Genomic DNA, 24,019 nt, shown 5'->3' on the forward strand with positions numbered 1-24,019 from the left:
TTTTTGGAGGGATATGTATGGAGTTCGTCCTCGGTGTCAACTACTGGCCGAGAAGGAAGGCCATGTTCTGGTGGAAGGAGTTTGAGGAGGATGAGGTTCGGGAGGAGTTCACGGTAATAAAGGAGCTCAACCTCGATGTCGTGAGGATTTTCCTGCTATGGGAAGACTTCCAGCCGGAACCCGAAAGGGTCGACGAGAAATCCCTCCGGAACCTGGAGAGGGTCATGGACATAGCGCATGAGCTCGGACTGGGGGTCATGCCGACCTTCTTCATCGGGCACATGAGCGGAATAAACTGGCTCCCGGAGTGGACGCTCTCCGAGACCCCTCACCCCCGGTTTCTGACGTACTCAAACGGGAGGGTCGTTGACCTCGGTGCGAGGGACATCTACGAGGAGCCTGACCTTTTGAAGGCTGAGGAGCTGCTCCTTCGGACGGTCGGCTCCGAGCTCGACGACCATCCGGCGCTGTACGCGTGGGACATCTCCAACGAGATAGACAACGTCAGGATTCCCCGCACTCCCTGGGCCGGGAAAAGATGGGTTCGGTTTGTTTACGAGACGCTGAAGGCCAGTTCCAGCAAGCCGGTAACCTTCGGCATCCATCAGGAGGACATCCAGGGGGACAAGCACTTCCGCGTGGGCGATGTCGCCGAGGGAAACGACTTCCTCTGCATGCACGCGTATTCGGTCTACACCGACTTCACCGATCCCCTTGACCCGTACTTCGTTCCCTTCGCGTGCCTGCTCACGAGGGCACTTGGAGGGAAGGAAGTTCTAATGGAAGAGTTCGGGATGCCGACGACACCGGAGGAGACCAGAAAGGTACGCTCCGTGACCGGAAAGCACGAGGCCGAGCACTACCTGATAAACGAGGGGGACGCCGCGAGATGGCTCGAAGAGACCCTCAAAGCCCTCTACGAGTTCGGAACCCTCGGTGCGTTCTACTGGAACTTCGCCGATTATCACGAGAGCGTATGGGACAGGCCTCCCCTCGACAGGGCGGTTCATGAGAGGTTCTTTGGCCTCCTGAGGAGCGACGGGAGCCTGAAGCCGACAGCACTTGTGATCAGGGAGTTCAGGAAAAAGATGGGCGAACTTAAAAGGAGAAACGTGGAGATAGATGTGCCGGAAGACTACTACTCAGACCCTAAGGGCAACCTTGTGAGGCTGTACAGGGAGTTCAGGAAAAAGCTCGGCCTTGAGTGAGGTGGTTGCCGTGATCGTATCCGTTGGGGAAGTGCTCATAGACTTCATAGCCCTCCAGGAGGGAAAGCTGAAGGACGTGAAGTCCTTCGAGAAGCATCCCGGCGGTGCCCCCGCCAACGTTGCCGTCGGACTCGCGAGGCTCGGCGTTGAGAGCGCGCTGGTAAGCAAGGTCGGTGACGACCCCTTTGGGGACTTCCTGCTCGAAAGGCTCCGTGACGAGGGTGTGAAGACATACATATCCAGGGACGCCGAAAAACACACCGGTGTCGTCTTCGTCCAGCTGATCGGCGCCAAGCCGGAGTTCATCCTCTACGACGGCGTTGCCTACTTCAACCTAAAGCCTGAGGACGTGGAGGCGGTCCTTCTTGAGAACGCGGAGGTCGTTCATTTCGGAACCGTGCTCTTCGCCAGGGAGCCCTCGCGCTCAACGCTCTTCGGAGTTTTAGGGGGACTTAAGGGGAAGGTTCCGCTGAGCTACGACGTCAACATAAGGCCCGACCTCTGGCGCGGAAGGGAGGAGGAAATGCTGAGGGACATAGAGAGGGCGTTGAAACTGGCCGATATCGTCAAGCTCGGCGACGGCGAGCTGGAGTACCTCAGAAACAACGGGGTAAGCCTCGATGACTTCGACTTCAAACTGCTCGCGGTAACTCTGGGTGAGAAGGGCAGCGAGCTGACGAGCGGGGGTGTCAGGATTCACGTGCCGGCCTATAGGGTTGAGCCTCTCGACACCACAGGGGCTGGAGATGCCTTTACAGCCGCCCTCTTGGCTGGCCTGCACTACTCGAACCTGCTCGGTGCGGGGACCATTGAGGAGGAACACCTCAGAAAAATCGGCCGTTTCGCAAACCTCATAGCGGCGCTCTCAACGACCCTTAGGGGTGCCTGGAGCGTTCCAAAAATGGAAGAAGTGGCCCTGATGAGGGAGTTCAGGGAGCTCTACCAGCGCTCCAAGAGGTAGTCCTTTTCTTCAAGGAATATCCTTGCCCTCTCCTCTATCAGTTTTTCAGCCTCAAGCGTGCTCATGTCAATCGTCCTCTTGACGAAATCTGCCGTCTTTGCAAAGTACAGCGGCACTAGGGGCTCGGCCTCGGTTAGGATTCCGTTTTTGTACGCCACCGCTCCGTCGTAGAGGACGTGGCTCCAGAGCCTGTCGTCGAACTCTAAGGTCTTGAGAGCTTCTTTCACCCCCTTGAGGGTCTCCTCGCTCAGGGCCCTTCTGAGCACTGGCTCATGCTGGGCAAAGAGCTCCTTCGCTCTTATCTCAAGAAGCTCCAGGGTCACCTTTACGGGCTCGGGTTCACCTTTCTCAAGCTCCCCAAAGACCGGAACTGGCTCTATTGTTCTCACACCATTCCAGACGTTCTCATACCTCCCCATCAGCATGAACAGCGTCCCAACGACCTGGTTGAACATGGGGCCTAACGAGGCCGCCGGGTCTTTGGGGTCGTGTATCTTCATTCCCAGGGCCGTCTGGATGATTTTGAAGCCCCTCGCTATGGCCGTCGTCGTCAGGAATATGTCCACCCCAAAGCGGGCAACGTGGGTCTTCCAGACATCTTCGTCTTCAAGGTAGACCTCCATGAGCCTTCTGCTTATTCCGAAGTCCCCGCCTATCGGCTGCCTGACGTTCTTCCCGTAGAGCGAAGCCGTCATCGGGTAGGCTATGTTGTTGGTTATCGTGCCGTCCCACTTGTGCCTTATGTACAGCGGTGCCACGAAGTCATAGCCTTCTTCTATGGGCCTGGCGAAGCGGTATATCCACTCCGGCGTTATGCTCCTCAGGTCGCTGTCAACGAACACTATGGCATCTGCGTCCCTCCCGAGGGCGAACTCCATGAGCTCCTTCATGGCGCTTCCCTTTCCAGGGATGGGCCACCTGTAGATGAAGCTGTGGACTTCCACCCCATCCGGAACCTTTGTTTTCAGCACTGCATCCCTCGTCCCGTCGGTGCTCCCCCCGTCGGCGTTGACGACGATCCCACCGCCAAAATATTTTTTCAGCCCCTCTGCAGCCTGTTTCACGACAAAAGAAATTGTTTCCCCGTTGTTGTAACTGGGAATCCCAACGATAACCCTCATCTTCTCCACCCTCATAAGTTACAACCATTTAAAGTGGTTTATTTTGAAAAGGGTTATATACCTTTCGACCGTACTGGAATCAGGCGATGCCCATGGAGCTGAGGGTAGGAGTGATAGGCTGTGGAAACATATTCAACCTCGCCCACAAGAGGGCGCTGAGGGGGATAGAGGGGATTAGGGTCGTTGCCTGCATGGATATAGACGCGGCCAGAGCCAAGGAAGGTGCTAAGGAGCTTGGGGCGAAAGCCTTCACGAGCCTTGATGAGTTTCTTGACATTGACCTCGACGTCGTGGAAATCCTCACACCAACCTACACCCACGCTGAGCTGGCCCTCGCGGCACTTAAGGCTGGAAAGCACGTCATAGTCGAGAAGCCGATAGCCCTCACCGTCGAAGAGGCCGAGAAAATGATAAGGACCGCGGAAAAGGAGGGCCTGCACCTTTTCGTTGGCCATGTAAGGCGCTTTGACCTCAGGTGGATTCAGATGAAGGAAGTCATAAAGAAGCGCAACATCCTTCCCATGCACATCAGAAAGGCCGAAGTCCAGAACCTCCCCTTCCCGAAGGACTACTGGTACTGGGACGAGAACAGGAGCGGCGGCGTTGCCGTTGACCTGGGGGTTCACGTCACGGATTTCCTGCGCTGGTTTTTCGAGAGCGAGCCGGTGAGCGTTTATGCCGTTGGAAAGTCCATCAAGGAGGAGGCAAGGGCGAACGGAACGTTCGACCACTTCATGATGATGATAGCGTTCGAGGGAGGGAAGACGGGCATAGCGGAGGTCAGCTGGGCGTATCCGTACCCCTCACGCTACGGTGTGTTCTACCACCACGTTGACATCATCGGAAAGAACGGCAGGATACGCTACACCCCTCTGGACACACCGGTGGTCGGCGTTGCCAAGGCCAACTTTGAGATGCCCCGCTTCTCACCGCTCCTTTCGACCTTCCCGGATGCCTTCGAGAGGGAGTTGAGACACTTCTTTAACTGCATCAAGGGCAGGGAGGAGCCAGTGGTCACGGCGGAGGACGGCCTGGTCGCGCTGAAGATTGCAGAGATGGCCAAGGAAAGCGCCCGGAAGGGGGAGGTGGTTGAGATATGAGGAAGCTCAGCTTCGGAATAATAAGCTACGCCCACCCGCATGCCCTTCGTTTTGCCTCTGTGATTGCGGGGGGCAAGAGAACAAAGCTCGTCGCTATATCCGGCGACGGCTCGAACTCTGACGTGGCAAGGGCGGAGGCTAAGAAGTACGGGGCGAGGTTCTACAGGAACTACGAGGCCCTCCTGAGGGACGAAAACGTGGAGGCGGTTTACGTTGCCATAGAGACGTACAGACACAAGGAAATAGCCATCCGGGCAGCTGAGGAGGGCAAGCACATACTCCTTGAGAAGCCCATCGCCCTGAACCTCAAGGACGCGGATGAGGTGATAAGGGCCGCTAAAAAGGCGGGAGTTAGGCTTATGCTGCCCTTCAACCCGCGCTTTACCGATCCCCTCAGGAAGGCCAAGGAGATGATTGATGCCGGGGAGATAGGTGCCCTGGAGTACATACAAACGATTTCTGAAAACGTCAAGCCGCCGATATTCCTCCAGGGGCTCGACATGAGCTGGTTCCTGGATGTCAGGAAGTCGGGCGGCGGGGGCTTCATGGACACAGCTCCTCACGGCGTTGACTCCCTCCTCTGGCTCACCGGAGACGTGCCCAAGAAGGTTTACGCTGACATAGGGAGCAAAATATACGGATTCCCGGTGGACGATATAGGGACGGCCGTCCTTGAGTTCAAGAAGGGTGTTCTGGCGGTTCTTACCGCGGGCTGGGGCAACCCGAGGGGCTACTCCTACGGCATCGAGATAAAGTACTACCTCGTTGGCAGGGAGGGTTTCCTAGATGTCAGAACCGCATATCCGGACTTCACGGTCTATCAGGACAGGGCCGAAAAGATATACTGGGACAGGCCGGACGTCAGGGGGATAGTGAACTCATTCACGGAGGCCGTGCTCAAAGATCGGGAGATTCCCATAACGGGGGAGGATGCCAAGAAGAATCTTGCCATAATCCTCGCGGCTTACGAATCCTCCCGGAAGGGTAGAACCGTGAAGCCCAGGCTTTAATCTCAAACTTTTACTTTTGTGTAAATACAACCACTTTCAGTGGTTTTAAACACAAATCTTATATATGTTGTTCACATAAGTTCGTTGAAGTACCTTACTTGAGGTATCGGGTGATGTCCCATGAAGAGGTTGTTTGGACTTTTGTTGGCAGGTATTGTGGTTTTCGCAGTGGTGGCCAGCGGCTGTATCTCCCCCGGAGGGGAGACTAAGGTGACAGTGACGTTTCTGTCAACACAGCTGAACCCGCCAGAGGAGAGGGCCTTCGTTCAGGAAGACCTTCTGAAGGGCTTTACATCAGAGACGAACATCGAAGTCAACTTCGTCCCCATCTCCTACACGGATATGGTTACGAGGCTTGAGGGCGAGATGCAGACGGGAAAGGTCACCATTGATGTCATAGGTGACCTTCACGGTGGTATGGACTACATGGCCTCCAAAGGCTGGCTTGAGGACCTGAGCAAGATGCCCAAGCTTGAGGGAAGAACCTTCATCAGCACCTTCGAGCAGTACTCATACATCCGCGGCCAGAAGGTCTACGTGCCCTGGATGAGCGCTACCTATGTCATGGTCGTCAACAAGGATGCCTTCAAGTACCTCCCTGCTGGGCTCACGGAGGATGACGTTATCAAGGGCACGGACAAGTGGACGTACGACGCCCTCCTCCAGTGGGCAAAGAACCTGGAGGAAGCGACCGGTCAGCCGCAGCTCGGCTTCCCGGCCGGACCAAATGGACTCTTTGTCAGGTTCCTTCACGGCTATCTCTATCCGAGCTACACCGGTTATCAGGCCAAGGAATTCGACAGTCCAGAAGCAGTGGAGATGTGGAACTACCTCAAGGAGCTCTGGCCTTACGTTCACCCATCGAGCACCACCTGGGATGCCATGGCAGACCCGCTCCTTAAGGGCGAGGTCATGATAGCCTGGGACCACACGGCGAGGATTAAGAACGCCATTGAGACCAAACCTGACCAGTTCGTCGTTGTTCCCGTTCCACGCGGGCCGAAGGGCAGGGGATTCATCGTCGTCCTTGCGGGCCTTGCCATACCCAAGGGAGCGCCTCATGAGGAGGAGGCCTGGAAGCTCATAGACTACCTGACCCAGCCTGACACGCAGGTCAAGGTTCTTGAGAAGACGGGATTCTTCCCGACCGTTGAGGAGGCGAGCGGAAAGCTGCCTGAGGGGCCGCTCAAGATACTTGCCCAGGGAGTTCAGGCGCAGGCCAGCACCAAGGACGCACTCGTCGTCATGATACCGAACCTTGGAGACAAGGGCGGACAGTTCAAGGAGTACTACAAGCAGGCATTCGAGAGGATAGTCCTCAACAACGAGGACCCAGCAACCGTTACCAAGGAGATCAAGCCCGACCTAGTCAAGCTCTTTGAGGACATTGGTGCGCCAGTGCCGTGAGGGATGGCCATGGAACGGCGCTCTCTCGTTCCCTATCTTTTAATTTTACCCGCCCTTGCATACCTGCTGTTTTTTGTTGGTTACCCTCTTATTCAGGCCCTGTACCTCGCATTCACCCAGAACGGGGCGCTCTCCCTTGAAGTGTGGAGGAGGACGTTTAGCGATTACTACTTCTGGAGCGCGTTTAAGTATACCATTGCTCTTGCCGGTGTTATAGTCCCGATTCAGGTCTCCCTCGCGGTCGTTCTTGCTCTCCTCATGAACCGCGTGTTTAAGGGTAAGGATGCCGCCCTCTATGCCCTCATAATCCCCCTCACTATAAGCGACGTGGCGGCCGGTTTGATATGGTACTCCATGCTCTCCCCTTACGGTTTCATAAACAAGCTCCTCATGAATCTGGGCATTATAACCCAGCCCATCTACATGTTCGGTTATGAGTACCGCACGAGGGAGTTCTTTGCGATAGTCATAGCGGAGCTGTGGCGCTCCACGGCGATAGTCTTCGTGATAATCCTCGCGGGCCTCCAGATGATAAGCAAGGAGTACCTTGAGGCCGCAGAGGTCTTCGGCGCCAGCTACTGGACCAAGCTCAGGCGCATCGTTCTGCCCCTCCTGAAGCCCAGCATACAGAGCGCGCTCATAATAAGGACGCTCTTCGCAATGCAGATATTCGGTGTAGTCTGGATACTTGCCGGCAGGGACATCCCCGTTCTCGCCGGTGAAGGCTACTACCAGCTCACGGAGATAAAAGATGCGGGCGTGGCATCGGTGTATGCCCTCGTCATAGCCGGTCTCTCCATACTGCTCGGTGCCCTATATATCAAATTCCTGCGCGCTGAGTACCTGGAGGTGGGAGAATGAACGACGAGACCAAGTACGCCCTCAAGAAGATAGGTTTCTACACCGCCGTTTTCACGGCCGTCGTGTGGATACTGGTGCCCATCGTGATATCCTTCCTCTATGCATTCACCAGCAAGGCTGACTACTACGACCCCACAAAGATAATCCCAACGAGCTTTACCACCGAGTACGTCAACACCATACTCTTCACCCTCGGCGCGTGGGACGGGATAAAGAACAGCATAATAGTGGCCGTAATGACCATCGTGATAAGCTTCGTTCTTGGTGTCCCTGCGGGCTACTCGATCTCCAAGTACATTTTCCCTGGAAGGGATCACATAAAACTCTTAATAATCGCCCTCAGGATGTTCCCTATTCCGGTCATGGCGATACCCTTGCTGGTTCTCTATATCGATCTGCACCTCGCGGATACGCTTCTCGGTGTCGCCCTCGCCCACGCTGCAATGGCGCTTCCATTCGTTGTCCTCATAACGTCGAGCATTTTTGCCGGCGTCTCGACGGAATACGAAGAGGCAGCAATGGTCTTCGGCCTTACCAGGTTCGGCTCCTTCAGGAAAATAACCCTGCCGCTGGCGATGCCTGGACTTACCGCGGCGGCGATGTTCACCTTCGTCATGAGCTGGAACGAGGTCTTCGTTGCATCGATTCTCACTCTGAACAACAGAACTCTGCCGGCCCAGATACTGTCGATAATGGCAGGCTCAAGTGGTGGTGCCGCCCCCGATTACTACAAGTTCGCGGCGGCCTTCATAATGACCCTCCCGGCGATGCTGTTCATCCTGTTCGCCAGGAGGTATCTGGTCACGATGTGGGGTATAACGCTCAAGTGAGGTGTTACCATGGTTGAGGTCAAACTTGATGGCATAACCAAGAGGTTTGGGAACTTCGAGGCGGTAAAGGATCTCACACTTACGATAAAGGACGGGGAGTTTCTCGTCCTCCTCGGACCGAGCGGTTGCGGAAAGACCACAACGCTCAGGATGATCTCTGGCCTTGAGACGCCCACCGAGGGCAGGATATACTTTGGGGACAGAGACGTCACGTACCTGCCTCCCAAGGACAGGAACATCTCGATGGTGTTTCAGAGCTACGCCGTCTGGCCGCACATGAAGGTCTTCGACAACATAGCCTTTCCCCTAAAAGTGAAGAAGTATCCCGAAGACGAGATAAAACGGCGCGTCAAGTGGGCGGCCGAACTGCTTCAGATAGAGGAGCTCCTCGACCGCTACCCGGGACAGCTGAGTGGCGGCCAGAGGCAGCGCGTCGCCGTTGCGAGGGCCATAGTGGTAGAACCCGATGTTCTGCTTATGGATGAGCCGTTAAGCAACCTCGACGCAAAGCTCAGGGTGGCGATGCGCGCCGAGATAAAGAAGCTCCAGACGAAGCTGAACGTCACGACGATATACGTTACCCACGACCAGGTTGAGGCAATGACCATGGGAGACAGGATAGCTGTTATGAACCAGGGGAGGCTCCTTCAGGTAGGACCCCCCACGGAGGTTTACCTGAAGCCGAACTCGGTCTTCGTGGCAACTTTTATCGGCGCACCTGAGATGAACCTGCTGGACGCCAGCCTTGTGGAAAGCGGGGGCATAGTCCTCGAAGGGGACGGCTTCAGGATACCCCTGCCCGAGGATTTCAGGGATATACTCCTTGACTACCTTGGGAAGGATGTTCTGGTGGGCATAAGGCCGGAGCACATGACAGTGAAGGGGGTATCCACCCTGGAGCACGTGACCAGGAGCGTCGAGATAGACGGAGTCGTCGATTTCATTGAGGCCCTTGGGACGGACACCATAGTGCACGCCAAGGTCGGTGGGAACATCATCAAGATAAAGCTGCCCGGACATATACCATTACCCATCGGGGAAAAGATTAAAATAGAGATCGACCTTGACAACCTTCATATCTTCGACAAGGCCACTGAAAAAGCGATAATCTGAGGCCTGCCTATGGAGGAGAAGGAGATAAAGTCCCTGCTCAAGGAGCTCGGCCTGAACGAGTACGAGGTTAGGGCGTACCTTACCCTCATCAGGAACGGCCCCCTCACGGCGGGGGAACTCGCGACGCTCTCAAAGGTTCCTCAGCCCAGAATATACGACGTGATAAGAACGCTCATGGCCAAGGGCTTCGTGACAACGAGTCAGGGACGGCCGAAGCAGGTCATTCCCCTCAGTCCCGACAGCGTCATGGATGCCATAAAGAGGCGCTACGATGAAAAGATAGAGACTCTCAAGGCCGCCCTGGAGAAGCTCTACACCCCCCGTGGGGAAATCGGAAGCGTCACGGTGGTCAAGAGCAGGATAACCCTGGAGGAATACATCAGGCGGGCGATAAAGAACAGCAGGTTTCATCTCAGCATTGCAGTGCCTATGGAGCTCCTCGACAGGCTTAAGGACGACCTCGGCGTGAAGAGGGACTCCGTGAGGATAAACCTCTTCGTTTACGGCGAGGGTGAGGTGTCCCCCATCGCGACAGAAATCCGTATGCGTGAAGTTCCTGACCCCATAATCATAATTCAGGACAGGGACATGGGCATATACCTCCCCTACGAGGCGTTAACTGCCGGCAGTTCCCTCCATGGCTACGGGCTGGTCATACACGACAACAACCTCCTCTTCATGCTTGACCGCTACTTCTACCATGCCCTCTGGCCAACGGGTAGGGTCGTTTACAGGGAGGAGCGGGCACTCAGGCTCCCGAGGGAGTACATCCACATAAGGGAGCTTGTTTCAGACCTGCGGCGGTTCAGCATTCAGAATGCTAAGGTTGAGGTTTTTGGCCGCTTCGTTCGTTCGGGAGAACCGGTTCATCTCGTGGGGAGGATCGTTGAGTTCTACGAGGACGAGGGCAAAGTTATCTCGAACATAACGGTGGAAACTGAAGATGGTGAGAGGCACGTGGTGGGTGGCTGGAACGCCTCCCTGGAGGACATAGAGGCCGAGCGCATTATCCTCTTTGAGTGAACTCTTTTGCAGGGGGAGGGAGATGGACGCCAGAACGGCCGCACTGGACATCATGAGGGCAGCCATTGAAAGCTCCGATCCCTACCGGGCGGTGAGGAGGGGCATTAACTTCGATGGGAACCGCCTGACAGTCTCTGGTGAGGAATTTCCCCTGTCCGGGAAGGTCTACCTCCTCGCCTTCGGCAAGGCCGCGTGCTCCATGGCAAGGGCCGTCGCCGACCTCCTCGGGGAGCGCATCGAGGAGGGAGTGATAATCACCAAGTACGGCTACGCCGAGAACTGTCCCAGGACGGAAAGACTGAGGATCATCGAGGCCGGCCATCCCGTTCCGGACGAGAACTCCCTTTTGGGTGGAAAGCTCGGCCTCAAACTGGCCGGAAAGGTTGGAGAGGATGACGTTCTCCTTGTCCTTATCTCAGGCGGCGGTTCTGCGCTCTTCCTCCTCCCCGAGAGAGGGATAACCCTGGAGGACAAGATCAGGACGAACGAGCTTTTACTCAAAAGCGGTGCCAAAATATACGAGATAAACACCGTGAGAAAGCACATCTCGGCCGTCAAGGGCGGCAAGCTGGCGAAACGCGTTAGGGGGACTGTGATAAGCCTCATCCTCTCGGACGTCGTGGGCGACCCGCTTGAGGCCATAGCATCGGGCCCGACCGTGAAGGACCCCACCACCTTCCGGGACGCCTTCAGAATCCTGGAGCTCTACGGCGTCTGGGAGAAGCTGCCGGAGAGCGTTAAGAGGCACATCGAGCTGGGACTCAAAGGGAAGGCCGAGGAGACCCTCAAGGAAGACCTCCCAAACGTCCACAACTTCATAGTCGGAAGCGGCAGGATGGCGTGTGAGGCGGCGCTGGCGAAAGCTAGGGAACTCGGCTACAACGCCCTGCTGCTAACCACGACCCTTGAAGGCGAGGCCAGGGAGGTGGCACTCGCGGTGGGCTCGATAGTCCAGGAGGTAGCCAGATACGACCGCCCGGTTCCAAAGCCGGCCGTCCTCATAGCCGGCGGCGAGTGGACGGTGACGATTGAAGGAGAAGCCGGCCTCGGCGGGCCAAACCAGGAGTTCGCCCTGAGCGTTGCCAGGAAGATAGCCGGGCTGAATGCAGTTGTTTTGGCCGTCGATACCGATGGGACGGACGGGCCTACCGATGCAGCAGGTGGTATCGTCGATGGAAAGACGTTGGAAGAACTTAAGAAAGCTGGAATCGACGTCGAGGAAGCCCTGAAGAGGCACGACGCCTACCGGGCGCTGGAAAGAGTGGGTGCGCTCCTCAAGACCGGGCCTACCGGGACGAACGTGAACTCGCTGGTGATAGCGGTCATACGAGATCCCGCCACTCTCTCTGGAAATACAGAATCATGAGGGCGAGGATTATCACCGGAGTGCTCACCAAAAGGAGCGCCGCGAAAACCCTGATGTCTTTGGTGTTTGAATATTTCCTGGAAGGTTTTTACAACGGGTATGAGATAAAGCATTCCAGCGAGCAGAGAGGCCGTTCTGTGGGCCCTTTTATTTTTCTTGAAAATCATAATCTTCTCCCCGTGTCTGATTGCGACTTTGGAGTTTCCAGGAATTAATCCGAGGGTCAATATCAGGAGAGTTAGTGCGAAGATGTATGGGTTTAACCACAGGAGAACTCCGCCGAGGAGGGCAAGGCCCAGGAGCGATGTGATGTTCAGGCCGATGGTTCTCTGGAGTTTGACATTCCTGCTCAGTGGATCCGTGAGGTGCAGTCTTATCCTTCTGGCGACGGATTTCCTGCTTCCCTCCAGCGATATAACCCTTCTGCCGGGGATTGGGATCTTCAGGGGAACCGTTGAAGCTATTAGAAAGCTCTTCTCTGAAAAGTCGATCAGATAAAAGTGGGTCTCGTAGCGTTCTTTGATATATCTCGGCGCGTAGCCCCAGATTTCCCCATTCGCGCCTTGAATGTAGTGTACAAATCTCAGCCTGAGTAAGGTTTCCTTCACTCTCTGGGCGTCGTCATCGTCGAGGGGAATGATCCTCTCAAACCTTACTTGCATAGGTGTCCTTATGATTATGCCTTTTTATAGTTATCGCGGGAAAAGCGATAAATACGGGCGTGTGGAATCAGTACGGGTGAAATCATGAACCGCGTTCCACGAAGGGAGCTCGTGAGAAAGGGCTGGCACGTCCTCCCGGGAATCCTCGGGGCCCCAATAATAGTGTTCACCCCGAAGTGGGTTACGCTCGTCGTCGTCTGGTTCTTTGCCTCTCTCTACACGCTCCAGCACCTCAAGCTCCTCCGCGGCTGGAATCTTACCGTACCCATAGCCGACCTGAGCTACAGGACGATGGCGAGGGAGGACGAGGCAGACAACTACCTCGGCAGCTTCCTCTTTTGGGTCACCGCGGGGATAATCTGCACGGTCTTTCCGAAAATAGCGGCCCTCTCGGCGCTGTGGGTTTCGACCTTCGGAGACTGCTGCAACGCCATAGCCGGCCAGCTCCTCGGCGGACCGAGAATCCCGTGGAACCAGAGAAAGACCCTCATTGGGAGCATCGTAATGCTCGCGGTCTCATTGATTGCGCTCCGGGCAAGCCACTGGGTTCTCAATCTTGACGCTTCCCCTGCCCTCCTGGTGGGAATCGGGCTGGTCGCTACCTTCCTCGAAAGCCTCCCCCTGCCCTCGGCCTACGATGAGTTCACCGTCCCTTTCTCAACGGCGCTCCTGCTCTGGCTGGCCTACGGGGGTGCCCTGCTGTCTCCGACATGGTGAATCAGGGCTCCACGAACTCCCAGCCTCTCCGGTGAGTCTCTATCCCCTCGGCCTTTACTCCCAGTGACCTTATCTCCTTCTTCAGCCCCCATAGGAACTCCTCGAACTTCTCCTCATCGGTCAGAACCTCGTGGCTTTCCGGGTACTCATCGCGGAGGAGTTCCCGGAACTCCCTGCCAGAGGCGCGGAGGTTGAGCACCTCGAAGAAGTAGTAGTCAGCAAAGCCCTTTGTGTCCTCGACTATGGCGGAGACGTCCGTTATCTCGGGGATTATCGGGCTGACAAAGACGTAGGTCTTCAGGCCGGCTTCCTTCAGCTCCTTCAGTGCGCTCACCCTCGCCTCGTGGAGGGGTGTAAGGGGCTCAAAGAGCCTCTTCTCTCTCCCCGTGAAGCCGTTTATCGTCAGGCCCACCTCTATCGTCCGGAACTCTTTGAAGAGGTCGATGTCCCTCGTAACGAGGGGCGACTTGGTGAGCACTGAAAGTTCGTTCCTCTTGTCCATGTAGCGGAGAACCCGTCTTGTCAGCTTGAGCTCGGCCTCTATCGGCTGGTACGGGTCGCTCACCGTCGACATGACGACGCTCCCAGAAACATGCCTCCTTGCCAGGTCGGGTGCGTTGGTCTTGACCTCGACCCATCTCCCCCATTCCCCGTAGTCCTTCCACCGGGTCAGGAACTTTGCGTAGCAGTATTCGCATGCGAAGGCGCAGCCGACGTACTGGTTGACCGCCCACTCCACGCCCGGGATTTTCGATTTGGTGTAGATGCTCCTGGCGCGCCTCTTTATAACCCGAACCTTCATAAGGACTTTTTATCCATTCTCCTTAAAAGGTGAGCGGCATGAGGTTGAGGGTTCGCCGTCGGCCGGTCAAGTATGCAAGGCTTGAGGTGAGGCCGGACGGGACGGTCCTGGTCACCGCCCCCGATGGATTCGACGTCGATAGCCTGATTGAGAGGCACAGGGGCTGGCTAGAGGGAAAACTGGCCGAGATAGACGGCCTCCGCGAGATAGCAGAGTCGGGCTTTCCCATCAACGGCGAGTTCTACCAGGTCATTCAGGGCAGGAAGGCCAAGGTGCATACGAAGTTCAAGACGGTCTTCCTCTCACCCAGCAGGGAGGAGGTTCTCTCGTGCCTCAAGAAGCTCCTCCGGAAGGAGCTCCTCCCCATCGTGGATGAGTACTCCGAAAAGATGGGCATCCAGCCGGGAAAGGTCTACATCCGCCACCAGAAGAGCCGCTGGGGGAGCTGTTCTCCCAGGGGGAACCTGAACTTCAACATCCGCCTCATAGCGATTCCGCCCGAACTCAGGGAGTACGTTGTAATCCATGAGCTTGCCCATCTGAAGTACATGAACCACTCCAGGGCTTTCTGGGAGCTGGTGGGAAGGTTCTACCCCGACTACAAAACCGCAAGAAAGGAGCTTAAGAAGTGGTGGACGATAATCGAGCTGAACCCCCACTGGAAGTGGCTGGCTGGCGGGGTCTAGGGATGTGGCGTAGAAGGGCCAGTAACCTCCTCAAGCTCCTCGCACTGATGGCCGATGAAATTATTGTTGGTGTTTTCATTTTTCTGATACTCCCTGAAATAGGTGTGGAGATACCCCTCTGGGCGGGCTTGCTTGTGATGTCCCTTCTTTTGGTCAAGGACTTCCTGATAGCGCCCTTCGTTCTCGGCGGTGGTGCGGACAGGAGGCCGGAGATTGGCCCCGAGAGGCTGATGGGAAGAACGGCTCTGGTTGTGGAAGACCTCTCCCCCGAGGGGGTCGTTAAACTCGACGGTGAGCTCTGGAAGGCGGAATGTTTAAACGGAACCGCCAAAAGGGGCGAGGAGGTCAGGATAATCTCAGTTCAGGGCACTAAGGTTCTCGTGGAACGCCGAGAGTAGCCAGAACCCTCGCGACTTCCTCCGGGTTGTTGGTCGTGAAGGAAACAGTCCATCCCTTCTTCTGGTGTATCGTGATGCAGCCCCTGGCAGGCAGGTTGAAGTGTATCGTCCCGTAGCAGGAACTCCAGCCCTCTCCAACCCGGAAGCTCGCGATGTTCTCGATGGGAACGGTCTTCCTGACCACAAGCCCCAGGATGCCCCTAATCCGCAGCTCGCGCTCGTCTATCTCGATTTTAATCGCCATTACATCTATGAGCAGAATCACAACGCCCACCGTGGTTGCGAGCATTATCTCAACGCCCTCGTTTGCCCGATACGTCGCATAGAGGCCCGCAAACATCGCTAGTATTGGGGCCAGCATGATGATCTGAAACACCCTGCTCGTCAGTGTCTCCTCGTAGAGCGCCATTTTATCACCGGAGAAACTTCTCGGTTAGAGCTTTAAAGGTTGGCTTCCAAACCCCTCCGGTGATGGTATGGTCAGGATAATGCCAGTTGACAGGCTTAGCGACGATGAAATTAGGGAAATACTGACGAACTACAGGAAGATAGCCCTCGTTGGGGCCTCTCCAAATCCGGAGCGCGCCTCCAACGACGTCATGCGCTACCTGCTTGAGCACGGCTACGAGGTCTATCCGGTGAACCCGCGCTACGATGAAGTCCTCGGAAGAAAGTGCTATCCGAGCGTTCTCGATATCCCCGATGACGTAGAGATAGTCGACCTCTTCGTAAGGCCGGAGTTCACGATGGACTACGTCGGACAGGCGATAGAGAAGGGCGCGAAGGTCGTCTGGTTCCAGTTCAACACGTACAGCAGGGATGCCTTCAAAAAGGCCAGGGAAGCGGGCTTAATCGCGGTTGCCCACCGCTGCATAAAGCAGGAGCACGAGAGGCTTATCGGCTAACCCCTGTACCTCAGCACGTGGATGTCCCTCACCAGCCTGTGCCTCTCCTCGTGGTCGGTGTACCTCCCCAGAACCTCAAAGCCGAGCTTACCGAGCCACTTTCTGTCTTTTCTGTATATCCCCCCGCCGCTCAGCTTGTAGGCAGGGAAGACGAAGACGACCCTTCCGTTCCTCTTCAAAACATCGGCAAAGCTCTCGAAAACGGGGTAGTAAAGTCTGTCCAGCTCGTTGGCGAGCTTTATTGCCTCACCCTTAGTAGGGTTTCTCCTGAGGGGCTTTCCGAGGTAGGGTTCAGTAACTACAGCGTCGAACCGCTGGCGGAAGCACCTCTTGAGCTTCCTCGCGTCGCAGACCTCAAGGTGGGCCGAGTTCTTGAGCCGGAACTCTTTCCTGAGCCATGCAAGGTTCTTTTTGGCGTCCCGTATCCTCTCAGGGTCGCGGTCGCTACCGTAGGCGTTCAATCCCTGAAGAACGAACTCCTGGACAATGGTCCCTATGCCGCAGAATGGGTCTAGGAACGAGCCCTTTCTCACTTCCGTCAGGTTCACCATTATCCTCGCGAGCCTGGGCGGAATAGAGAGGATGGGTCTCTGAACCGGCCTCTCCACATCGAGCTTCTTCAGCTCGAAGGGGTCGGCAACCTTAACAGTCTCACCGACCCAGAAGCTCCCATCCTTGGGAAAAAGGAAGACGAAGTCCCTGGTTTCGGGGAAGCCCTTGAGGATGAGTTCCGCCGGCATTGCGTAGGTCTTAGCAGGCTTGAAGAACTTTGAAGGCCCTTCCGCCTTGAACTTCCTCTTTATCGCACTCCCCAGCTTCCGCCAGAGCTTCCAGTCGCTCTCACCGTAGAGGCTGACCGTGAAGAGCCTCGCGTATTCGAGGTCGCCTATCGCGTCCTCCCCTTCGCCAACAATTCTCACGAGCTTCAGAGAGCCGCCGAGCCAGTGGAAGTATCTCTCGACCTTCGGGCTTGAGTCAAATACCATCCAGTCACGGTCTGCCCCGATAATATTCACTTTCAGGTTAAACCTTTTCGCAAACGCATGAAACTCTGCCTCACTCAGACGGGGATTTTTTCCGAATATCACAGCGTACATAGTCGTTCACTCCACACCGGTTCTTAAAAACGTTCCGAGGGTTAGATTAATAAGAAGAAGCGCGTAATATGTTAAATAGGAGTTTAGGTAAAATCTACAATCCTGCGGGGGATATGTCGTATGATTGCCAAAGAGGTGCTGGCATCCGTTGAGGTAATTCCAGACCCCTATATAAAATCTGCAACATATGCTAAAATTGGTGAGAGATTAGCCAAGGCCAGGAACAACCTGTACAGAACCGCATTTCTCCGTGCCGTTGAGACCGCCAAGGAGATAGAGGATCCCGTGACGATGTTCCGCGCCCTGCTGTCCGTTGGTTATTCCATGGGGAAAGCAGGACTTAAATCGGCGAAAAGGATATATCTGGGGGTTCTGGAGGACTCCAAGATACTTCCAGCGCCCCAGCGGGACATGCTCATGCAGAGCGCCGCGGCGTACATGCTGGCCCTTGGAGATGTAAACGAAGCCATAACCTATGCCTTGGAGATAGAGAACCGCGGGGCCAGGAACGAGATGCTTCTCCAAATCCTCCGCACGAACACACGCATGATCGGAAAGGAGCGCCTGAAGGTGGCCTACAGGCTCAGGAAGAGCAAGCTCATTGTGGACTACATCGACTCCGAGCCCCACCGCTCCAAGGCAATGCTGGAGCTTATAAAGGCCTACCTCTTCCTGGAGAGCTACGAAAACGCCATATCTCTCCTCAGAGAAATAGGCATCAGGGACTGGGCCAGACAGGCCTTTAAGGAAGTTGCCTTCTACCTGAAGGAAAAGGAGGTTCTCGGGCACTACATAGACACGCTTGAGGCAGTGGCCAACGACCTCATAGAGAAGTTTGGAAATGACTTCACGGTGGAGCTTGCTTTTGTCTTTGCCCTCAGCGGTGAAGGCACGCCTGCCCTCGACCTTATCAGGCGTCTCGACAACAGGGAGACAATACTGGTGGAGATGGCCCTGGAGCTCCTTGAGAGGGATCATGACGTTCTCCCGAACTTCATCTCGGCCATGAACGAGGAGGAGGTGGCCCTTGCCGGAAAGGCCGTGATGAACAAAATCCTTGAGAAGCCCGAAAAAGGCAGCTGGGCAATTGTACGGGCCATAGGGAACGGCACAACCAGTGAGGAAGTCTGGGCTAAAATCGCCCGCTACTACGTTATCAGGGGCGAGCTGGAGGGGGCAATGAAGATAGGGAACCTGATTCGGAATGAGCGGTTACGTTCGATAATAATGGCCGATGTCGCCCACCACCTCGTTAAGAGGGGGGAGGTCGAGAAGGCTATAGACGCTGCGCTTGAAGTCAGAAACCCGAGGTTCTCCTCGATTCTCGTCTCGGAGATACTCATTAAGGCCCTGGAACAGGAGCTTCCGGGGAGGGTCAGGTCATGGAACGGCTCAAGGCACTGATAGGCAGAAAAGAGAACCGGGTCGATTTCGTCAGTTACCTCATCACCATCCTTCTGACGAACAAGGAACTGTACTCCGATGAGGTGCTCTTCAGAGACGCGGTTGAAGAGATATACAGAACCCTCCGCACGGAGGTCTTGGAGAAGAACAGAAAAGACCTCATAGATGCGTATGAAACAGCCGTTCTCCTCAGAGTCACTGTTTCCGGTTCCCTGGACTCCCCGGACAAACTTCTGCTGGAAATCAAGAAAAACCTCACCAGGTGGGGCTGATGCTGTTTGAGGTTAAGGTTCCTACGGAGGAGAAGTTTCAGATCGTTGACATAACCGACGAGATCCAGCACCTGGTGTGGAAGAGCGACGTTACCAGCGGCATCGCGGTCGTTTTTACCTCCCACACCACGACGGGACTGGTGATAAACGAGAACGAGGGCGGATTGCTGGAGGACATTAGGGCAAAGATGAAGGAGCTTGTTCCCAGAGGAGCGGGTTATGTCCACGACCGCATAGACAGCAACGCCCACTCACACCTCAGGGCGGCCCTCTTTCTGAATCCCGAGGTCGTCGTCCCGATAGAGAACGGAGAGCTGCTCCTCGGAACCTGGCAGAGAATCCTCTTTATCGAGCTTGACGGGCCGAGGCACAGGAAGGTTCTGGTGAAGATCTGCAGGTGCTAGACGTACTGGGCGTAATATGCCAGCCTCCTGATCAGCTCGTTGAATCCCTCGTACGTGACCAGGGAGAGGGGTATCGCGTCCTGTTCAAGGCGCTTCTTTATTGTCCGCCTTATCTCTTCCACCCTCTCCGGTGGGACAAGGTCTATCTTGTTGATCACAACGATTATTGGCTTCTCGTAGCGGAACTTGAGCATGTGGTGGAGCTTTTCCATGCCCCTGTGCAGGCCGACGGTGGCGTCGACCATATGGATGACTATATCCGAGGAGACTATCTCGTTGATTATCTCCCGGAACTTCTCCTCGCTCAGAACCTTGCCCCTCAGCTCCCTCTGGGGGTCAAAGAGACCGGCGGTGTCTATGAGCACGAACTCATCGGCTCCCCCGAGGGGGTTCTTCATGCTCTTCGGTATCTTGAGCTTTCCAAAGCGCCGTCTTATCGTCCCCTTGGTCGTTCCGGGGAGGTTCTCCACCTCCGATATTTTACCTCCTATGAGGGCGTTCATGAGCGTTGACTTGCCGACGTTCTCGGCACCTATAATCGCAACCTTTATCATACCCTCACCCCACAGATATTTACAAGGCTGGCCTATAAAGGTGATGAGCATGCCCAAGCGGGTCAAACTCGGTCATCATTATTATTACATTGTTACGGTTGATGAGCTGAATTCCGGCGGTTTTCGCGGTAAGAACGTCGTCATCGAGGGCACCATAGAGGACAAACCCCTGGTGGAGTTCCTCCCCATGGAGTTACCTGGTTACAGGACGACCTTTAAAGTTTCCGGCCTCAGGGTGGAGTTCTCGGGAAGCCCCTGCCTGGGGAAGGGCGAGTGGGTGAAGGTCTATGGCAGATTCCTCGGTGACTGCATAATGGCCAGCGCCATCGAAACAGAGAAGGCCGTTTTCACGACGGAGGAGTGAAAATGTCCCTTTTAGACCTTTTTATCGAGGCAGGAAACCTGAAAAGACTCCCCAGAACCGGCTGGCTCCTCAGGGGCGTTTCAAGCCCGGAGAGCATAGCGGACCACAGCTACCGCGTCGCCCTCATCACGCTCTTCCTGGCCGACGAGCTGAGGGCGAAGGGTATTGAGATAGACGCTGAACGGGCACTCAGGATAGCGGTTCTCCACGACCTCGCCGAGGCGAGGATCACCGACGTACCCCTAACGGCTCAGTACTACCTCGACAAGGGCAGGGCCGAGAAGAAGGCCGCGATGGAGCTTTTCATCAAGACATCGAATCCAAGGGAGTACTTCAGGCTCTGGCGCGAGTACGAGGAGGGATTGAGCCCCGAGGGCAGGCTCGTAAAGTTCGCCGACAAGCTGGAGATGCTGATTCAGGCACTCGAATACGAAAGGGCCGGCTTCAAAGACCTCGACGAGTTCTGGAGCGCCCTTGACTCCATCAGGGAGAGCGAGTTCTACGGACACTTCCGGGAGCTCGTTGAAGAGCTGGCTGAAATGAGAAAGGAACTGTCGCGGGCATCACGTTGAGCCGTGATGCTGCCTCAGCTTATCCTTTATTTCCACAGGCAGGTTCTCGTACACTTCCATCAGGGCTTCGAGGAGCTCCACCAGATCTTTTGCTGTCAGTGTCGTCGTCTTTGGCCCCAGCTCAAGAACCAGCGCCTCGTACTCCTCCGGAGGGACTTCCTCCAGCTCGTCGAGGTGCTCGTTTTTCCGCGGTATCAGGTTGACCTCCCCGACCTGCCTCGATGAGGGGATATCGAGTTCCCCCTCCGGAATCTGGGTTTCCCCCGGGCAGTCGAGCCTCTCCACGAGTATCTTGATGTCAACAACCGGCGTTCCGTCCATCGCGTCTATCCAGTCTATGTAGAGCCTGTTTCCCTCTATGCGGTTTATCCTCACCGCGTATATGGCCAGGGGGTTGGGCCTGACCGGCGAGCGCGTGGCGAAAACTCCCCTGAGAGGGTTCTCTGGGTTGTTGTAGGGATGAACCTTCAGAATGCTCCTCCTCTCCGGCCTGTCGCTGGCGTGAAACCAGAGGATCAGCTTTATCCAGTCGCCCTCGGCGAGGCCGTCCATCGCTTCCCTGAACTCGGGAAGGATTTCAATGAGGGTCTCTCCGTTCTTCCTCACGTAGCCGACGGGAACGAGTTTGAAGGGCTCGAAGTCCATTGCCGGTTCCTCCAGGTGAAAAGAAAAATATTGGGACTCAGGTCCCGTGCTCCCAGCTCTCCAGGTATTTCCTCTGCTCCTCCGTGAGCTCCTCGATCTTTATGCCCATCGAGGCGAGCTTTATGCGGGCGACCATCTCGTCTATCTCCCTCGGGAGCACGTAGACCTTCGGTTCAAGCCTCTCGTGGTTGTTCCGTATGTATTCGGCCGCCTTTGCCTGCAGGGCGAAGCTCATGTCCATTATCTCCGCCGGGTGGCCGTCGGCCGCCGCGAGGTTCACCAGCCTGCCCTCGGCGAGCAGGTATAACCGCCTTCCGTCCTTGAGCTTGTACTCGGTTATGTTCGGCCTGGGCTCGCTTATCTCGACCGCGAGCTCCTTGAGATCCGGCTTGCTTATCTCCACGTCGAAGTGGCCGGCGTTGGCGAGGATCACCCCGTCCTTCATGACCTCGAAGTGCTCCTTTCTTATACAGTTGATGTTACCGGTAGAGGTGACGAATATGTCGCCCACCCTCGCCGCTTCCATCATGTCCATGACCATGAATCCGTCCATCCTTGCCTCAAGCGCTCTAATCGGGTCAGTCTCCACCACTACCACCGTCGCACCGAGGCCCCTCGCACGCATCGCTATGCCCCTGCCGCACCAGCCGTAGCCAACAACAACGACGTTCTTACCGGCTATGAGGAGGTTCGTTGTCCTCAGGATTCCGTCCCACGTTGACTGGCCGGTTCCGTAGCGGTTGTCGAACAGGTATTTGGTGTAGCTGTCGTTCACAGCTATGATGGGGAACCTCAGCACGCCGTCCTTCTCCATCGCGCGGAGCCTTATCACGCCGGTCGTTGTCTCCTCACTCGCGCCCCAGACACCATCGACGAGCTCCTCTCTCTCCCGCATTAGGGTGCTTATCATGTCAGCGCCGTCGTCTATGATGATGTTAGGTTCTATATCGAGCGCCCTGTGCATGAACTCGTAGTACTGCTCCCTGTCTTCCCCCCTTATTGCGTAAACCTTGACCCCTGCCTTTGCCAGTGCCGCCACCACATCGTCCTGTGTCGAGAGCGGGTTGCTCGCCGCCGCCGAGACCTCCGCACCGGCGGCTTTGAGCGTAAGGAGCAGGAAGGCCGTCTTCATCTCAAGGTGGAGCGTTGTGGCTATCCTGACCCCCTTGAAGGGCTTCTTTCTCTCGAAGTCGGCCCTTATGTGCTGGAGAACCGGCATGAAGCGGGATACCCAGTCTATCTTTTTCTCTCCGCTTGGGGCGAGTGATATGTCCTTAACGCAGTAATCCTTCGTGCAGTCCATACTCATCACCGGTGAAGCATTGGGGCTGTCCCTTAAAACCCTTGGGTTACCAATTTTGTGTCTTTGGAACATTTTCCTTTGATAGTCCCACAAAACTCAGCATACTCAGAAAAGGTTTTTAGGTGGAAGTTGCTAGAAAGGTTGGTGTTCCCATGATAGTCGACCTTTCGATGCCCCTCTCGGACGATACCCCCATCTATCCGGATGACCCGCCGGTGAGCGTTAGGCTCTGGGCGGTTATCGAGAGGGACGGCTACTACATGAACGTTCTGAAGATGGGTGAGCACTCGGGGACACACGTTGATGCTCCGGCGCACTTCATCCCCGGGGGGAAGACAATTGACGAGATGCCCCTGGACCGGTTCGTGGGAAGGGGCATGGTGGTGGACGTCAGGAACGGAAACGGCACGGTGCGCTTGGACGAGATTCCGGATGAGGGCTACTTTGACAGAGTGGTGCTGTTCCTAACCGGGGGAAGGGAGCTCTCGCCGGAGGTTGCGCTGTTTCTTGTTGCCGAGGGAGTTAAAGCCGTGGGCACCGACTCCATGAGCATAGGGGACGATGCCGTTCACAGAATATTCCTCAGTGAGGAGGTGCCCGTGTTTGAGAACCTGGTCAACCTGGAACTTCTCGCGGGCAGAGAGTTTACGTTCATGGCATTCCCCCTTAAGATCGAGGGCGGTTCGGGGAGTCCGGTGAGGGCTGTGGCATTTGTGGAGTAAGATTCACGTTTGTTTTCTAATCCGGCTGCCGTTGACCCTTTGTGTGGCCGTTCCTCCCTATCTATCCGAGATTAAACGCAATTAAACGTTGTGAAACCTTCGTTAACGGTTAAAGAAGAAAAACCCTCTCTCAGAGCTTTTTTCTAAACAATCGGCAATATAAATAGACGATTTCGTGAAAAAAGCTTAAATATTGCTTTTTTCATAGAAACACACTGGGTGAAGTGCCATGATGTGGAGAAAAGTGATGGCAATCCTCTTCGGGTTGCTGATTGTAGGAATGCCCCTGGCGTCCAAGGGCGTCAGCGCCGCCACCACCGTCACGGTGATCTTGGTGAGTGACAATGAGGCCGATTGCGCCATCGCTGAGTACCTGGCCAATGTGACTGGTGCGGTGATTGTCACAACCACGTGGGGTGCTTACGACCCGAACGTGACGGCGGAGATCATGAGTTACGCCCCAGATGAAGTGATAATCATCGGCGGGCCTGATGCGGTCGTTGAACAGTACG

General features: G+C 55.7%; 27 protein-coding genes and 1 pseudogene. 21 read left to right on the forward strand and 7 right to left on the reverse strand.

The features are described from left to right. Positions 1–17 precede the first annotated feature (17 nt). On the forward strand, positions 18–1,208 hold the full coding sequence (locus F7C11_RS07595; protein WP_297092549.1) for a beta-galactosidase: 1,191 nt from the start codon (positions 18–20) through the stop codon (positions 1,206–1,208). A gap of 10 nt (positions 1,209–1,218) precedes the next feature. Next, complete coding sequence (locus tag F7C11_RS07600; protein WP_297092551.1) at positions 1,219–2,169, forward strand: carbohydrate kinase; 951 nt, start codon at positions 1,219–1,221, stop codon at positions 2,167–2,169. Here the strand turns inward: F7C11_RS07600 and F7C11_RS07605 are convergent. After that, on the reverse strand, positions 2,148–3,290 hold the full coding sequence (locus F7C11_RS07605; protein WP_297092600.1) for a glycosyltransferase: 1,143 nt from the start codon (positions 3,288–3,290) through the stop codon (positions 2,148–2,150). The two genes, F7C11_RS07600 and F7C11_RS07605, sit on opposite strands and share 22 nt — an antisense overlap. An 86-nt stretch (positions 3,291–3,376) precedes the next feature. On the opposite strand from F7C11_RS07605, the gene F7C11_RS07610 reads away from it, so the two are divergent. From F7C11_RS07610 to F7C11_RS07650, 9 genes are all read left to right on the forward strand, one after another. Next, on the forward strand, positions 3,377–4,390 hold the full coding sequence (locus F7C11_RS07610; RefSeq protein WP_297092553.1) for a Gfo/Idh/MocA family protein: 1,014 nt from the start codon (positions 3,377–3,379) through the stop codon (positions 4,388–4,390). Further along, complete coding sequence (locus F7C11_RS07615; RefSeq protein ID WP_297092555.1) at positions 4,387–5,400, forward strand: Gfo/Idh/MocA family protein; 1,014 nt, start codon at positions 4,387–4,389, stop codon at positions 5,398–5,400. The genes F7C11_RS07610 and F7C11_RS07615 overlap by 4 nt, the downstream gene beginning before the upstream one ends. A gap of 120 nt (positions 5,401–5,520) precedes the next feature. Further along, positions 5,521–6,807, forward strand: coding sequence for an ABC transporter substrate-binding protein (locus F7C11_RS07620; protein ID WP_297092557.1), 1,287 nt, complete (start codon positions 5,521–5,523; stop codon positions 6,805–6,807). 9 nt (positions 6,808–6,816) lie between these two features. Further along, positions 6,817–7,668, forward strand: a complete 852-nt coding sequence (locus F7C11_RS07625) for a carbohydrate ABC transporter permease (protein WP_297092559.1) — start codon at positions 6,817–6,819, stop codon at positions 7,666–7,668. Beyond that, positions 7,665–8,498, forward strand: a complete 834-nt coding sequence (locus tag F7C11_RS07630) for a carbohydrate ABC transporter permease (protein ID WP_297092561.1) — start codon at positions 7,665–7,667, stop codon at positions 8,496–8,498. The genes F7C11_RS07625 and F7C11_RS07630 overlap by 4 nt, the downstream gene beginning before the upstream one ends. 9 nt (positions 8,499–8,507) lie before the next feature. Next, entirely contained in the window at positions 8,508–9,611 is a 1,104-nt protein-coding gene (locus F7C11_RS07635; protein ID WP_297092563.1) for an ABC transporter ATP-binding protein, read from the forward strand. Positions 9,612–9,620: 9 nt separating this feature from the next. After that, positions 9,621–10,634: a TrmB family transcriptional regulator gene (locus tag F7C11_RS07640; protein ID WP_297092565.1), complete on the forward strand. Its 1,014-nt coding sequence runs from the start codon at positions 9,621–9,623 to the stop codon at positions 10,632–10,634. A 22-nt stretch (positions 10,635–10,656) separates the two neighbouring features. Beyond that, a complete protein-coding gene (locus F7C11_RS07645; RefSeq protein WP_297092567.1) occupies positions 10,657–12,000 on the forward strand; it encodes a glycerate kinase in 1,344 nt (447 codons plus the stop codon). A gap of 746 nt (positions 12,001–12,746) precedes the next feature. Continuing rightward, positions 12,747–13,379: a diacylglycerol/polyprenol kinase family protein gene (locus F7C11_RS07650; RefSeq protein WP_297092569.1), complete on the forward strand. Its 633-nt coding sequence runs from the start codon at positions 12,747–12,749 to the stop codon at positions 13,377–13,379. Position 13,380: 1 nt separating this feature from the next. On the opposite strand, the gene F7C11_RS07655 is transcribed toward F7C11_RS07650, so the two are convergent. Further along, positions 13,381–14,181 (reverse strand): radical SAM protein, encoded by an 801-nt coding sequence (locus F7C11_RS07655; RefSeq protein WP_297092571.1) that lies wholly within the window; start codon positions 14,179–14,181, stop codon positions 13,381–13,383. 38 nt (positions 14,182–14,219) lie between these two features. Here F7C11_RS07655 and F7C11_RS07660 point away from each other — a divergent pair, with 38 nt between their 5' ends. Both F7C11_RS07660 and F7C11_RS07665 read left to right on the forward strand, forming a co-directional pair. Further along, positions 14,220–14,867 (forward strand): M48 family metallopeptidase, encoded by a 648-nt coding sequence (locus tag F7C11_RS07660; RefSeq protein WP_297092602.1) that lies wholly within the window; start codon positions 14,220–14,222, stop codon positions 14,865–14,867. A 2-nt stretch (positions 14,868–14,869) separates the two neighbouring features. Continuing rightward, positions 14,870–15,265, forward strand: coding sequence for an NfeD family protein (locus tag F7C11_RS07665; RefSeq protein ID WP_297092573.1), 396 nt, complete (start codon positions 14,870–14,872; stop codon positions 15,263–15,265). Here the strand turns inward: F7C11_RS07665 and F7C11_RS07670 are convergent. Further along, positions 15,237–15,674, reverse strand: a complete 438-nt coding sequence (locus tag F7C11_RS07670) for a hypothetical protein (protein ID WP_297092575.1) — start codon at positions 15,672–15,674, stop codon at positions 15,237–15,239. The two genes, F7C11_RS07665 and F7C11_RS07670, sit on opposite strands and share 29 nt — an antisense overlap. 67 nt (positions 15,675–15,741) lie before the next feature. Here F7C11_RS07670 and F7C11_RS07675 point away from each other — a divergent pair, with 67 nt between their 5' ends. After that, positions 15,742–16,170 (forward strand): CoA-binding protein, encoded by a 429-nt coding sequence (locus tag F7C11_RS07675; protein WP_297092577.1) that lies wholly within the window; start codon positions 15,742–15,744, stop codon positions 16,168–16,170. On the opposite strand, the gene F7C11_RS07680 is transcribed toward F7C11_RS07675, so the two are convergent. Beyond that, positions 16,167–17,267, reverse strand: a complete 1,101-nt coding sequence (locus F7C11_RS07680) for a TRM11 family methyltransferase (protein ID WP_297092579.1) — start codon at positions 17,265–17,267, stop codon at positions 16,167–16,169. The two genes, F7C11_RS07675 and F7C11_RS07680, sit on opposite strands and share 4 nt — an antisense overlap. A gap of 120 nt (positions 17,268–17,387) precedes the next feature. On the opposite strand from F7C11_RS07680, the gene F7C11_RS07685 reads away from it, so the two are divergent. From F7C11_RS07685 to F7C11_RS07695, 3 genes are read left to right on the forward strand one after another with little or no spacing between them, the layout of a single operon-like run. Next, complete coding sequence (locus F7C11_RS07685) at positions 17,388–18,671, forward strand: prenyltransferase (protein WP_297092581.1); 1,284 nt, start codon at positions 17,388–17,390, stop codon at positions 18,669–18,671. Then, a complete protein-coding gene (locus F7C11_RS07690) occupies positions 18,650–18,943 on the forward strand; it encodes a hypothetical protein (RefSeq protein ID WP_297092583.1) in 294 nt (97 codons plus the stop codon). The genes F7C11_RS07685 and F7C11_RS07690 overlap by 22 nt, the downstream gene beginning before the upstream one ends. Beyond that, positions 18,943–19,347, forward strand: a complete 405-nt coding sequence (locus tag F7C11_RS07695; protein WP_297092585.1) for a secondary thiamine-phosphate synthase enzyme YjbQ — start codon at positions 18,943–18,945, stop codon at positions 19,345–19,347. Before F7C11_RS07690 ends, F7C11_RS07695 begins: the two co-directional genes overlap by 1 nt. Here F7C11_RS07695 and F7C11_RS07700 read toward each other — a convergent pair. Next, complete coding sequence (locus tag F7C11_RS07700) at positions 19,344–19,901, reverse strand: Era-like GTP-binding protein (RefSeq protein WP_297092587.1); 558 nt, start codon at positions 19,899–19,901, stop codon at positions 19,344–19,346. The genes F7C11_RS07695 and F7C11_RS07700 overlap by 4 nt on opposite strands. A 49-nt stretch (positions 19,902–19,950) precedes the next feature. On the opposite strand from F7C11_RS07700, the gene F7C11_RS07705 reads away from it, so the two are divergent. Continuing rightward, a complete protein-coding gene (locus F7C11_RS07705) occupies positions 19,951–20,265 on the forward strand; it encodes a GTP-binding protein (protein ID WP_167904543.1) in 315 nt (104 codons plus the stop codon). A 2-nt stretch (positions 20,266–20,267) separates the two neighbouring features. Beyond that, a complete protein-coding gene (locus F7C11_RS07710) occupies positions 20,268–20,837 on the forward strand; it encodes an HD family hydrolase (protein WP_297092589.1) in 570 nt (189 codons plus the stop codon). Here F7C11_RS07710 and tsaA read toward each other — a convergent pair. Then, the gene (gene tsaA / locus F7C11_RS07715; RefSeq protein ID WP_297092591.1) at positions 20,829–21,482 is read right to left on the reverse strand and encodes a tRNA (N6-threonylcarbamoyladenosine(37)-N6)-methyltransferase TrmO; all 654 of its coding nucleotides are present in this window, start codon (positions 21,480–21,482) and stop codon (positions 20,829–20,831) included. The genes F7C11_RS07710 and tsaA overlap by 9 nt on opposite strands. A 37-nt stretch (positions 21,483–21,519) precedes the next feature. Next, positions 21,520–22,785 (reverse strand): adenosylhomocysteinase, encoded by a 1,266-nt coding sequence (locus F7C11_RS07720; RefSeq protein ID WP_297092608.1) that lies wholly within the window; start codon positions 22,783–22,785, stop codon positions 21,520–21,522. A 152-nt stretch (positions 22,786–22,937) separates the two neighbouring features. Here F7C11_RS07720 and F7C11_RS07725 point away from each other — a divergent pair, with 152 nt between their 5' ends. Both F7C11_RS07725 and F7C11_RS07730 read left to right on the forward strand, forming a co-directional pair. Continuing rightward, positions 22,938–23,507 (forward strand): cyclase family protein, encoded by a 570-nt coding sequence (locus F7C11_RS07725; RefSeq protein WP_297092610.1) that lies wholly within the window; start codon positions 22,938–22,940, stop codon positions 23,505–23,507. A gap of 229 nt (positions 23,508–23,736) precedes the next feature. Beyond that, positions 23,737–24,019: pseudogene (locus tag F7C11_RS07730) on the forward strand (cell wall-binding repeat 2 family protein); the annotation flags it as partial.

This window comes from Thermococcus sp. (genome assembly GCF_015521605.1).
Classification (GTDB): domain Archaea; phylum Methanobacteriota_B; class Thermococci; order Thermococcales; family Thermococcaceae; genus Thermococcus.